This window comes from Enterococcus sp. DIV1316a, from assembly GCF_050536915.1.
Classification (GTDB): Bacteria; Bacillota; Bacilli; order Lactobacillales; family Enterococcaceae; genus Enterococcus; species Enterococcus faecalis.
On sequence record NZ_CP172913.1, the window covers coordinates 822,241 to 836,172 of the forward strand.

Here is a 13,932-nt window from a genome sequence, read left to right on the forward strand (position 1 = left end):
CAAGGATTCAAAAAGGAGCTGTCCAATGTCATTTCCACAATTACATACCGTTACTTCCTACTCGCTTTTATCTAGTACGGTTAGGATTCGTTCCTATGTAAAACAAGCGAAAGCGTTAGGTTATCAAACATTAGCGATTACCGATATCAATGTCTTGCATGGGGCGGTTGAATTTTATGAAGCATGCCAAGAAGCGGGAATTCAACCAATTATCGGTTTAAGATTAGAATATACCCCAGCAGAAAAAGAAGGGCATTCCGAGTTGCTTTTATTTGCTAAAAATTTAAAAGGATATCAGCAATTAATGCAACTATCTAGCAGCAAAATGACGACAGAGGGTCCCTTTTACTTAGCGGAACATCAATCCTTATTAAGTGATTTATTTGCCGTGACTTTGTCAGCTAAAGGAGAAGTCGCCCAAACATTTTTTGAAGATGAACAACAAGCGGTTCACGCTTTCCAACAACTTGCTTCATATTTTGATCCCCAGTCGTTATTTGTTGAACATTCTTTTTCAATGAATCAACAACGCAATCCAGCGCTCTTTTCTTTTTACCAAAGAGAACAATTACCTGGCGTGGCTTTGCAAGAGGTACGTCATTTAACAAGGGAAGAAGGCTTTGCCGTTACTGTTCTTGAGAGCATCAAAGAAAATAATCAATTGAATATTACAAGCCAAACACCGGAAATAGAAGGTCTGAATTACTTGCGCGAAGCAGAGACGACGATGGAACAAATGCTTCAAATAGCTGGTTCAGAAGTGGTCCAGAATACGATTCAGCTAGCTGAAAATTGCCGAGTTGACATTCCTTTACATCAAAAATTATTACCGCATTTTCCTGTGCCTGATAATCAAACGGCTGGTTCTTATTTACGCTCATTGTGTTTAGAAAAATTACCAGAAAGAGTGCCTCATCTAAATGAAGTTTACCAAAAACGATTAGAAAAAGAGTTAACCATCATTCACAATATGGGCTTTGATGATTACTTTTTAATCGTTTGGGATGTGATGGACTTCTGTCATAACAATCAAATTGTTACAGGCGCTGGCCGAGGTTCAGCTGCAGGCTCTTTAGTGTCCTATGTGTTATCAATTACAGATGTAGATCCAATCAAATATGATTTGCTTTTTGAACGTTTTTTGAATCCAGAACGCTACACGATGCCCGATATTGATTTAGATATTCCTGATAATCGGCGGGAGGAAGTTTTAGCTTATGTCAGTCAAAAATATGGTCATTATCATATGGCGCAAATTGCCACGTTTGGTACGATGGCTGCGAAAATGGTTTTACGGGACGTTGCACGTGTTTTCGGGTTGTCCCAGAGTGAAGCGAATCGTTGGTCGGCAGCTGTCCCCAACAAGCTGAAAATTACGTTAGAAGAAGCATACCAAGAGTCAAAACGGATGCAAGAATTGGTCAATTTTTCACCAAATAATCAATTGCTCTATAAAACAGCTGTTCAGCTAGAAGGATTGCCTCGCCATGTTTCTACGCACGCAGCAGGTGTGGTAATTAGTGATGAAAATCTTTTGAATTTGGTTCCGTTACAACCAGGATCGAATGAAATTTTATTGACCCAATTTACTATGAATGATGTTGAAAAAATTGGTCTTCTGAAAATGGATTTCTTGGGCTTAAGAAATTTATCCATCATTGATGATACCCTCACAGCTGTTAAACGCGTCTATAATCGAACCATTCGTTTAAATCAGATTCCATTAGATGACGAAACAACGCTGGCTTTATTTAGAAAAGGGGAAACAAGTGGCGTTTTCCAGTTTGAATCTGCTGGAATTCGGAATGTATTAAGAAAATTAGGGCCAACTAGCATTGAAGATATTGCTGCTGTCAATGCCCTGTATCGTCCTGGTCCGATGCAAAATATTGATGTTTTCATCCGCCGGAAAAAAGGCTTGGAACAAATTAGTTATCCAGAGCCTAGTCTCGCCCCCATTTTGGAAAATACGTACGGAATTATTGTTTACCAAGAGCAGATTATGCAAGTTGCTGCGAAAATGGCAGGCTTCTCTTTAGGGCAAGCTGACATTTTACGTCGGGCCATTAGTAAAAAGAAAAAAGATGTGCTAGATGAAGAACGAAATCATTTTGTTAATGGTGCGCTACAACAAGGCTATCCTCAAGAGACAGCTAACCAAGTGTACGATTATATAGAGCGCTTTGCTAATTATGGCTTTAACCGCTCGCATGCATTTGCCTATTCCTTTATTGGTTTTCAAATGGCTTACTTGAAGGTTCATTATCCGAGTGCTTTTTATGTCGCATTGTTGCATTCTGTTCGTCATAATCCAACAAAAATTAAAGAATATATTGGCGAAGCTAGAAAAAACAAGCAGACGATTTTGCAGCCGTCAATTAACCAAAGTCACTACAGCTTTTACCTAAATCAGCAACAGCAAATTTTATTTGGTTTTAGTTCTTTAAAAGGAATCCGCCGAGACTTCATTCAAAATATTTTAAATGAACGCCGAGAAAATGGACCGTACAAAACGTTCGATGAGTTTCTTTTGCGAATTGACCGTAAGTGGTTGAAAGTTGAAAATATCGAACCATTGATTGCCATCGGTGCATTTGACGAAATTGCGCCTAATCGCCGTCAATTAGCGGTAGGTTTAGAGAGTAATATCCAAAGTATTCTTCTCAGCGGTGGTAGTATGGATTTGTTAGAAACATTGAAGCCAAAGGAAGAAGAAATTGCCGATTATCCGCTAGAAGAGCGACTAGAACAAGAAGAACAATATTTAGGGGTCTATTTATCAGGACATCCGACAGAAGAGTTCAAAAAAACACGCTTAGCCAAGCAAACGCAACTTGTTCATGAACTTGTTGAAAATCAGCCCACGAAATTATTGATTTATGTCAAAAACATTCGGACGATTCGGACCAAAAAGGGAGAACAAATGGCCTTTGTTGATGGGGATGATACAACAGGAAGTATTTCACTAACGTTGTTCCCAACCGTTTTTCGCCAGTTAAGACAGAGTGTCGAGAAAGGGCAAGTTTATTATGTGGAAGGAAAAGTGGAACGCAGTACGTACAATCAAGAATTGCAAATATTGGTTCAACGAATAGAAAAAGCGCAACAAGTAGAAACATCAATTAGTGACGAAACGTGTTTTATCAGAATTACAAAAGATGTCGAACAAACGGACGTTTTTCAGAAAATGAAAGAGGTACTCAGTCGTCATGCTGGACACATTCCAGTGATTGTCTATTTTGAAAAAACAGGAAAGAAAATAGTATTAAATGAAGAAAATTGGGTCGCTCATACAAGCGCTAGTCAGCAACAATTAGCTTACGTTTTAGGTGAGCAAAACGTCATTTTCAAATGATTTACGGTAAAAAATACTAGTTGTTTTCAACTTTTTTCATTTTTTTCTTCTTAACTCAAGACATTTTGGTTCTTTAATGGTAAAATGAATGACGTAATATTTTTGTATATCAATTTTTGCGAAAAGGTTTCTTTTGGCAGTTGAAAGTATATTATATGAGGTGAAATAGCGAATGAAACGCATTGGTATTTTAACCAGCGGGGGAGATGCCCCTGGAATGAACGCTGCAATTCGTGCAGTCGTACGCAAAAGTATTTTTGATGGAATCGAAGTTTACGGTATTAACTATGGATTTGCCGGTTTAGTCGCAGGCGACATCCGTCGTTTAGATGTTGCTGACGTTGGCGATAAGATTCAACGTGGTGGAACATTCTTGTACTCTGCTCGTTATCCTGAATTTGCTACTGAAGAAGGGCAATTAAAAGGAATCGAACAATTGAAAAAATTCGGTATTGAAGGCTTAGTTGTTATTGGTGGAGACGGTTCTTATCATGGCGCAATGGCTTTGACAAAACGTGGTTTCCCCGCTGTTGGAATTCCTGGAACGATTGATAATGATATTCCTGGAACAGATTTCACAATCGGTTTTGATACAGCGATTAACACTGTTTTGGAATCAATTGACCGAATTCGTGATACAGCGACTTCTCATGTTCGTACATTCGTTATCGAAGTAATGGGACGTAACGCTGGTGATATCGCATTGTGGTCAGGCGTGGCAGGCGGAGCAGATGAAATCATTATTCCTGAACATGATTTTGATATGAAAAACGTTGCCAAACGTATTCAAGAAGGCCGCGACCGCGGGAAAAAACATTGCTTAATCATTTTAGCAGAAGGCGTAATGGGCGGAAATGAATTTGCTGATAAACTTTCTGAATACGGTGATTTCCATACGCGTGTATCAATTTTAGGACACGTGGTTCGTGGGGGCTCGCCAAGTGCTCGTGACCGTGTATTAGCAAGTAAATTTGGGTCATATGCTGTTGAACTTCTAAAAGAAGGCAAAGGCGGTTTATGTATCGGTATGTTAGATAACCAAGTAGTTGCAGCTGATATTATTGACACGTTAGAAAACAATAAACACAAACCAGATTTATCTCTTTATGAGTTAAATCATGAAATTTCTTTTTAATCTTGTATATTAGCTAATCTTATTAGCTTTGTATAAACAAATTTGGAATAGGAGCGTTTTAGTAATGAAAAAAACGAAAATCGTATGTACGATTGGACCAGCTAGTGAATCCGTTGATATGCTAGTAAACTTAATTAATGCAGGTATGAATGTTTGCCGTTTGAACTTTTCACATGGTGACTACGAAGAGCATGGTGCTCGTATTAAAAACATTCGTGAAGCTGTAAAAATTACAGGGAAACGCGTAGCGATCTTACTAGATACAAAAGGTCCTGAAATCCGCACAAATGACATGGAAAATGGCGCAATCACAATGAAAATTGGTGATTCAGTACGTATTTCTATGACAGAAGTTTTAGGAACAAATGAAAAATTCTCAATCACTTATCCAGAATTAATCAATGATGTAAACGTAGGTTCACACATTCTTTTAGATGATGGTTTAATCGATTTAGAAGTAACTGATATCGACCGTGATGCAAACGAAATCGTAACAGTTGTTAAAAACGAAGGCGTCTTGAAAAACAAAAAAGGCGTTAACGTACCAGGCGTTTCTGTAAACTTACCAGGGATCACTGAAAAAGATGCTAACGATATCCGTTTCGGAATTGGTCAAGGAATTGACTTTATCGCAGCTAGCTTCGTTCGTCGTGCTTCTGACGTTTTAGAAATCACTAAAATTTTAGAAGAAGAAAACGCAACACACATCCAAATCATTCCTAAAATCGAAAACCAAGAAGGTATCGATAATATCGATGAAATCTTAAAAGTTTCTGATGGTTTAATGGTTGCTCGTGGTGACATGGGTGTTGAAATTCCAACAGAAGATGTTCCAGTTGTCCAAAAAGCTTTAATTAAAAAATGTAATGCTTTAGGTAAACCAGTTATCACTGCAACACAAATGTTAGATTCAATGCAACGTAACCCACGTCCAACACGTGCGGAAGCAAATGACGTAGCAAACGCAATCTACGATGGAACAGATGCAGTAATGTTATCAGGCGAAACTGCAGCAGGGGATTACCCATTAGAAGCTGTTCAAACAATGGCTCGTATTGCAGTTCGTACAGAAGAAACATTAGTTAACCAAGATTCATTCGCATTGAAATTATATAGCAAAACAGATATGACTGAAGCAATCGGACAATCTGTTGGTCATACAGCACGTAACTTGGGTATCCAAACAATCGTTGCGGCAACAGAATCAGGCCATACAGCACGTATGATCTCTAAATACCGTCCAAAAGCACATATCGTTGCAATTACGTTCTCAGAACAAAAAGCACGTAGCTTATCATTATCATGGGGTGTTTACGCAACAGTTGCTGACAAACCATCAAGCACAGATGAAATGTTTAATTTAGCTTCAAAAGTATCACAAGAAGAAGGTTATGCTTCAGAAGGTGATTTAATCATTATCACTGCTGGTGTTCCAGTTGGCGAAAAAGGCACAACAAACTTAATGAAAATTCAAATGATCGGTTCTAAATTAGTTCAAGGTCAAGGTGTCGGCGAAGAAGCAATTATTGCAAAAGCCGTTGTGGCAGGAACTGCTGAAGAAGCAGTTGCTAAAGCGACTGAAGGAGCTATTTTAGTTACAAAAACAACAGATAAAGAATACATGCCTGCAATTGAAAAAGCATCAGCATTAGTTGTTGAAGAAGGTGGTTTAACTTCTCATGCAGCTGTTGTAGCGATTGCGCAAAATATTCCAGTTATCGTAGGTGCTGCAGATGCAACATCATTAATTAATAATGACGAAGTGATTACTGTTGATCCTCGTCGTGGTATTGTTTACCGCGGAGCAACAACAGCTATCTAAGTCTAATTAATTCAATCATTTGATTTTAAGCAATATGTACTCGGACGCAAAGCTGGGACAAACCGATTCGTCAGTTTGTCTCAGCTTTTTTTACAAGGAAGACAGTGGTATGAAATGTTCAGAAAACACGTATTCAGTAAATAAAGAGTTGGGCGCAAATAGTAAAATTATGTCTGAGTTTTAAATTATTTATGTTATTTCACACAAAAATTTTGTTATTTAATTAAATAAGCGCTAAGTTATCTTCAACAGAAAAACAATTATAAAAAAAACGAAAGAAAAACAGGAAATAAGAAAGGGCTGTCAAGAAAATTTCATTGACAAAGCTTTCATACCCCTGTATAATAGCTTTTGTTGCTTAGGAGTGATAATTATGAAGTGGTCTTTGTTAGAATTAAATAAATACAAAGAAGAGCCGCTAGTGTTTTCAGAAACATTGCATCTTAAAGAAGAGCTTCTTCAACGAGATGATACCTTGTTGGATGTTAGTCCAATCAAAGTAGAAGGCTTATTAGCAGTCAATAAATCAGAATATTTACTTCATTACACTATTCAGGTAACTGTAACCGTTCCTTCATCCCGTTCTTTAGAACCTGTGGCTTTGCCAATGCAAATCACGGTCGATGAAGTCTTTATGACAAAAGAACAAATGGATACAAGAGATGAACGATTTGCAGCTGAAGAGATTATTTTATTGGACAAGCCAACAATTGATTTAGATGAATCTGTCGAAGACAACATTCTATTGTCCATTCCAATTCAAGTGCTTACGGAAGAAGAACAAAACAGTCAAGAAATGCCAAGTGGCAATGACTGGGAAGTGATTTCAGAAGAAGCATATTTGGAAAGTAAGCAGAAAGCAGCAGAACAAACAGTGGATCCTCGTCTGGCTAAACTATCAGAATTACTCAGCGATAATGCTGAAGAGGAAGATAACAGCTAGGTTGGAATATATTGTGTATGTAAATACACGCATCTTTACAAGGAGGTGGAACAACAATGGCAGTACCAGCTAGAAGAACTTCTAAAGCGAAAAAAGCAAAACGTCGCACACACTACAAATTAACAATCAAAGGCTTAAATGCATGCTCAAACTGTGGTGAAATGAAAAAAAGCCATCACGTATGTCCAGCATGTGGTCACTACGATGGAAAAGACGTAATGTCTAAAGAAGCATAAGCATAAAAACATTTTTTGAAATGTTGAATCCCCTAGGCTAACCATGGAGCCTAGGGGATTTGTATTTTTTTAAGAAAATATGAAGAAATTGGAAATTTATTGGCACTATATTGTTTTCATATGAAAGATAGTGCGTTATAATAGTGAGGATTATAAGAGAATGCTCATAGAATTTTCGTTGATTATAATATAGGAGGTCATAAAATGACAAAACAACAATTTGGCGTAGTCGGCATGGCTGTCATGGGAAAAAATCTTGCTTTAAACATTGAAAGCAGAGGCTATACAGTTGCGCTGTATAACCGTACAGGATCAAAAACAACAGAAGTGGTTGAAGAACATCCTGACAAAAACTTTCAAGCAACATACTCAATTGAGGAATTTGTGAATGCAATTGAAAAACCTCGTCGAATTATGTTGATGGTTAAAGCTGGACCTGCAACAGATGCGACAATCCAAGAATTGTTACCACACCTTGATAAAGGCGACATCTTAATTGATGGCGGTAATACGTTCTTCAAAGACACAATGCGACGTAATGAAGAACTAGCAAACTCAGGAATTAACTTTATTGGTACTGGCGTTTCTGGCGGAGAAGAAGGAGCCTTGAAAGGACCATCTATCATGCCTGGTGGACAAAAAGAAGCGTATGAGTTAGTTGCGCCAATTCTTGAAAAAATTTCAGCTAAAGCAGAAGACGGTGAACCATGTGTGACTTACATTGGCCCAAATGGTGCTGGACATTATGTAAAAATGGTTCATAATGGGATTGAATATGGGGACATGCAATTAATTGCTGAATCCTACGACTTAATGAAACAAATCTTAGGTTTATCTGTTGATGAAATGGCAGAGATTTTCAAAGAATGGAACGAAGGCGAATTAGACAGTTACCTTATCGAGATCACGGCTGACATTTTGACACGTAAAGATGATGAAGGAACCGACCAACCAATCGTTGATGTTATTCTTGATGCAGCAGGCAACAAAGGAACAGGTAAATGGACAAGCCAAAGTGCGTTAGATCTTGGCGTACCATTACCATTAATTACAGAATCAGTATTTGCACGTTTTATTTCGGCTTACAAAGAAGAACGCGTAAAAGCAAGTGGCATTTTATCAAAACCTGCAGCCTTTAACTTTGCAGGCGATAAAAAAGAATTGATTGAAAAAATTCGCGAAGCATTATACTTTAGTAAATTAATGAGTTATGCGCAAGGTTTTGCACAACTCCGTGCAGCTTCTGAAGAATACGGATGGGATTTGCCATTTGGTGAAATTGCAAAAATCTGGCGAGCAGGTTGTATTATCCGTGCACAATTCTTACAAAAAATTACCGATGCATATGAAAAAAATCCAGCACTTGAAAACTTGTTGTTAGATGAATACTTTGTAGAAATTACGAAAAAATATCAACAAGCCGTTCGTGAAGTTGTTGCGATTGCTGTTCAAGCAGGTGTTCCTGTACCAACATTCTCATCTGCAATTGCTTATTACGATTCTTATCGTTCAGATCGCTTACCAGCGAATTTAATTCAAGCACAACGTGATTACTTCGGTGCTCATACGTACGAACGCACAGACAAAGAAGGAATCTACCATTACAGCTGGTACAACGAAGAATAAACACGCTGGAGACCATGAGTGTGGCTCACCATGCTCATGGTTTTACTGTGGCTTAAAAAAGAACCAGACAGATTGAGTAGTAATTCTCTAATAAGTAGTAAGGAGTAAAAAGGTTGAGCTTGAGTATAGCTTTTAAAGAGAAAGGACAATTAATCAAATGAGCAACATTTTAATTATTGAAGATGAAAAGAACTTAGCGAGATTCGTTGAGCTTGAATTAAAACATGAGGGGTATACGACAGAAGTACACTACAATGGTCGTACAGGATTGGAAGCCGCTCTTAACAACGAATGGGATGCTATCCTTCTTGATTTGATGTTACCAGAATTAAATGGATTAGAAGTATGTCGCCGTGTTCGCCAAGTGAAAAATACACCAATTATTATGATGACTGCGCGTGATTCAGTAATTGACCGTGTTTCTGGCTTAGACCATGGAGCGGATGATTATATTGTTAAACCATTTGCAATTGAAGAATTGTTAGCTCGTTTACGTGCGTTACTTCGTCGTATTGATATTGAGGGCGATAAAAACGTTGCAAAACAAACAACGATTACATATCGTGACTTAACAATTGAAAAAGAAAATCGTGTCGTTCGTCGTAATTCTGAAATGATTGAATTAACAAAACGCGAATACGAATTACTATTAACGCTAATGGAAAACGTGAACGTTGTCTTGGCACGTGATGTGTTACTAAATAAAGTTTGGGGCTATGAAACAGAAGTAGAAACAAACGTTGTGGATGTATATATCCGCTACTTGCGAAATAAAATTGACGTACCTGGAGAAGAAAGCTACATCCAAACTGTCCGTGGAACTGGCTACGTTATGCGTTCGTGAGAACTAATTAATGAAAAGAACGATTAAAAAAGAACTGGAAGGCCCATCTTTAACTATAAAGTGGGCTTTCGCAAGTTCTTTCTTTATATTTGTAGTTTTTACCATTTTTGCGGTGATTACCTATAAGTCTTCTGTCAGTCTTATTGTTGCCAAAGAAAAGGAAAATGTCGAAGCAACGATTGCAGAAGTAACAAATCGATTAGCTAATGCCAATGAAAATTTAACGGTAACAGACGTTTTTGACTATTTAAAAACGCCGAGTGAAAGAGATGAAAACTACTATAATAAGCATACAGCAGTAGAAGGTTCGTTTATGGAAATGGACAGTTTCATATCTGAACTAGGACAACCAGAACTTTATTTATCTGTGTATGACACAAACCAAAAGCTAGTTTTTAAAACACAAAATGAATATGATAAGTTATTACAATTGGATCGACAATTACCTGTTGTTCGAACTGTTTTTGATAAAACCGGTTTTTATTCCGTGGAACCTATTTTTTCAAAAGAAACACGAGAAAAGATTGGCTATATTCAAGCGTTTTATGAACTTTCTTCTTTTTATGAAATTCGTAATCATTTATTATTAACACTTGTAGTTTTAGAAGTGATTTCTCTGATTGTAAGTAGTGTCTTAGGCTTTATCCTCTCTTCTTATTTCTTAAAACCATTAAAAGTATTGAGAGACACGATGGATACAATCCGCAAAGACCCGCAATCAGATGTCCACATGCCGGAGATTAATACGAGAGATGAGTTAGCAGATATCTCGGAAATCTTTAATGAAATGTTAGATCGTATGAGACGCTATATCGAACAACAAGAGCAGTTTGTTGAAGATGTTTCCCATGAATTAAGAACGCCCGTTGCGATTATGGAAGGCCATTTAAACCTTTTAAATCGTTGGGGGAAAGACGATCCTGAAATTTTAGATGAATCATTAAAGGCCAGTTTACAAGAAATTAGTCGTATGAAGAGTTTGGTCCAAGAAATGCTTGACCTTTCACGCGCTGAACAAGTGGACACCCAATATGCAAATGAACGAACAGATGCTAAACAAGTAGTCTACCAAGTATTTAATAACTTCCAATTGGTTTATCCTGAGTTTCATATCACGTTAGATGACGATTTACCAACCGAAGTTGAACTGAAAATCTATCGTAATCACTTTGAACAATTGCTAATTATTCTATTAGATAATGCGATTAAATATTCAACAGATCGAAAAGAAGTGCATATTTCCATTTCTCGAACGATGAATGAATTTGAAATAGCTGTGCAAGATTTTGGTGAAGGAATCACTGAAGAAGACTTGGAGAAAATATTTGATCGATTCTATCGAGTAGATAAAGCCCGTGCAAGAAATAAAGGCGGTAATGGCTTAGGACTATCGATTGCAAAACAATTAGTCGAAAACTATAAAGGACGTATTGATGCAGAAAGCGTATTGCATCAAGGAACGATCTTTAGAATTTTTATTCCAATCGCTGGAATAAAAGAAGAGAGCAACGTACAATAAAGTACGTTGCTTTTTTTACGAATGATTAACGAACATTTAAGTAAGAGAAAAGGGATTATAAGATAAAGAAACGAATGTTTTCTTTGCAGAAAATATTCATCGTTCGAAATTGAAAAAAATGTTATTTTTCTGCAAAATAATAGTTGCGTTTTAGAAAAATCCTTGGTATATTAATATCTGTTCTGACAAACAGTTCGTTAAGAAAAAAGTTTTAAAAAGTTAAAAATTTTTCTTGACGAAAAGATAAATAACATGTTAGAATAACAAAGTCGTTAAAGAGATTGCTTTTAAATCAATCGTTTGATCAAAAAAACTTGTTATAAAATAACAAAAAAGTTTTAAAAAGTTGTTGACAAACAACTGAGATAATGATAAGATATAGAAGTTGTCACAACAGACAACAACAACCGAGCAAAACAACTTAAAAAACTTTTTAAAAAAAGTTATTGACATTCGAACGAAAGTTTGTTATGATATAAAAGTTGCTGCGAGGTAACGTAGACCTTTGAAAACTGAACAAAGAATAGACGAACCAAATGTGTAGGGCGTCTTGATTCAATTCAAGACAACAAACATTTTTAACAAGCAAGCAATATGCTAGCAAACAAATTGAGCTTAACAATCGCAAGATTGTTCTAACTTTTATTATGAGAGTTTGATCCTGGCTCAGGACGAACGCTGGCGGCGTGCCTAATACATGCAAGTCGAACGCTTCTTTCCTCCCGAGTGCTTGCACTCAATTGGAAAGAGGAGTGGCGGACGGGTGAGTAACACGTGGGTAACCTACCCATCAGAGGGGGATAACACTTGGAAACAGGTGCTAATACCGCATAACAGTTTATGCCGCATGGCATAAGAGTGAAAGGCGCTTTCGGGTGTCGCTGATGGATGGACCCGCGGTGCATTAGCTAGTTGGTGAGGTAACGGCTCACCAAGGCCACGATGCATAGCCGACCTGAGAGGGTGATCGGCCACACTGGGACTGAGACACGGCCCAGACTCCTACGGGAGGCAGCAGTAGGGAATCTTCGGCAATGGACGAAAGTCTGACCGAGCAACGCCGCGTGAGTGAAGAAGGTTTTCGGATCGTAAAACTCTGTTGTTAGAGAAGAACAAGGACGTTAGTAACTGAACGTCCCCTGACGGTATCTAACCAGAAAGCCACGGCTAACTACGTGCCAGCAGCCGCGGTAATACGTAGGTGGCAAGCGTTGTCCGGATTTATTGGGCGTAAAGCGAGCGCAGGCGGTTTCTTAAGTCTGATGTGAAAGCCCCCGGCTCAACCGGGGAGGGTCATTGGAAACTGGGAGACTTGAGTGCAGAAGAGGAGAGTGGAATTCCATGTGTAGCGGTGAAATGCGTAGATATATGGAGGAACACCAGTGGCGAAGGCGGCTCTCTGGTCTGTAACTGACGCTGAGGCTCGAAAGCGTGGGGAGCAAACAGGATTAGATACCCTGGTAGTCCACGCCGTAAACGATGAGTGCTAAGTGTTGGAGGGTTTCCGCCCTTCAGTGCTGCAGCAAACGCATTAAGCACTCCGCCTGGGGAGTACGACCGCAAGGTTGAAACTCAAAGGAATTGACGGGGGCCCGCACAAGCGGTGGAGCATGTGGTTTAATTCGAAGCAACGCGAAGAACCTTACCAGGTCTTGACATCCTTTGACCACTCTAGAGATAGAGCTTTCCCTTCGGGGACAAAGTGACAGGTGGTGCATGGTTGTCGTCAGCTCGTGTCGTGAGATGTTGGGTTAAGTCCCGCAACGAGCGCAACCCTTATTGTTAGTTGCCATCATTTAGTTGGGCACTCTAGCGAGACTGCCGGTGACAAACCGGAGGAAGGTGGGGATGACGTCAAATCATCATGCCCCTTATGACCTGGGCTACACACGTGCTACAATGGGAAGTACAACGAGTCGCTAGACCGCGAGGTCATGCAAATCTCTTAAAGCTTCTCTCAGTTCGGATTGCAGGCTGCAACTCGCCTGCATGAAGCCGGAATCGCTAGTAATCGCGGATCAGCACGCCGCGGTGAATACGTTCCCGGGCCTTGTACACACCGCCCGTCACACCACGAGAGTTTGTAACACCCGAAGTCGGTGAGGTAACCTTTTTGGAGCCAGCCGCCTAAGGTGGGATAGATGATTGGGGTGAAGTCGTAACAAGGTAGCCGTATCGGAAGGTGCGGCTGGATCACCTCCTTTCTAAGGAATATTACGGAAATACACATTTCGTCTTTACTTTGTTCAGTTTTGAGAGGTCTACTCTCAATCAAATAAATTCGGGGCCTTAGCTCAGCTGGGAGAGCGCCTGCTTTGCACGCAGGAGGTCAGCGGTTCGATCCCGCTAGGCTCCATTGATAGCTTTTGCTATCAGATTCGTTCATTGAAAACTGGATATTGAAGTAAAAAGAATCAAAACAAACCGAGAACACCGCGTTGAATGAGTTTTT

At 38.9% G+C, this 13,932-nt stretch carries 8 protein-coding genes, 1 tRNA gene and 1 rRNA gene; all 10 read left to right on the top strand.

The annotated features are described in order from the left end of the window. Positions 1-25: 25 nt before the first annotated feature. The 10 genes from dnaE (at position 26) to IGL56_RS04060 (ending at position 13,836) form a co-directional block, all read left to right on the top strand. Positions 26-3,355, top strand: a complete 3,330-nt coding sequence (gene dnaE, locus IGL56_RS04015; protein ID WP_002355946.1) for a DNA polymerase III subunit alpha — start codon at positions 26-28, stop codon at positions 3,353-3,355. A gap of 172 nt (positions 3,356-3,527) precedes the next feature. After that, positions 3,528-4,490 (top strand): 6-phosphofructokinase, encoded by a 963-nt coding sequence (gene pfkA / locus IGL56_RS04020; RefSeq protein ID WP_002355947.1) that lies wholly within the window; start codon positions 3,528-3,530, stop codon positions 4,488-4,490. A 64-nt stretch (positions 4,491-4,554) separates the two neighbouring features. Beyond that, positions 4,555-6,312, top strand: coding sequence for a pyruvate kinase (pyk, locus tag IGL56_RS04025; protein ID WP_002355949.1), 1,758 nt, complete (start codon positions 4,555-4,557; stop codon positions 6,310-6,312). A 373-nt stretch (positions 6,313-6,685) separates the two neighbouring features. Next, positions 6,686-7,255, top strand: coding sequence for a YceD family protein (locus IGL56_RS04030; protein ID WP_002363429.1), 570 nt, complete (start codon positions 6,686-6,688; stop codon positions 7,253-7,255). Between the two features lie 56 nt (positions 7,256-7,311). After that, positions 7,312-7,491, top strand: coding sequence for a 50S ribosomal protein L32 (rpmF, locus tag IGL56_RS04035; RefSeq protein ID WP_002355952.1), 180 nt, complete (start codon positions 7,312-7,314; stop codon positions 7,489-7,491). Positions 7,492-7,695: 204 nt separating this feature from the next. After that, the gene (gene gndA / locus IGL56_RS04040; RefSeq protein ID WP_002355953.1) at positions 7,696-9,117 is read left to right on the top strand and encodes an NADP-dependent phosphogluconate dehydrogenase; all 1,422 of its coding nucleotides are present in this window, start codon (positions 7,696-7,698) and stop codon (positions 9,115-9,117) included. A gap of 157 nt (positions 9,118-9,274) precedes the next feature. After that, on the top strand, positions 9,275-9,961 hold the full coding sequence (locus IGL56_RS04045) for a response regulator transcription factor (RefSeq protein WP_002355954.1): 687 nt from the start codon (positions 9,275-9,277) through the stop codon (positions 9,959-9,961). Positions 9,962-9,971: 10 nt separating this feature from the next. After that, positions 9,972-11,480, top strand: a complete 1,509-nt coding sequence (locus tag IGL56_RS04050; RefSeq protein WP_002363430.1) for a HAMP domain-containing sensor histidine kinase — start codon at positions 9,972-9,974, stop codon at positions 11,478-11,480. 643 nt (positions 11,481-12,123) lie between these two features. Further along, positions 12,124-13,684, top strand: a 16S ribosomal RNA gene (locus IGL56_RS04055). Positions 13,685-13,763: 79 nt separating this feature from the next. Beyond that, positions 13,764-13,836: transfer RNA gene (locus tag IGL56_RS04060), tRNA-Ala, on the top strand. Positions 13,837-13,932 lie beyond the last annotated feature (96 nt).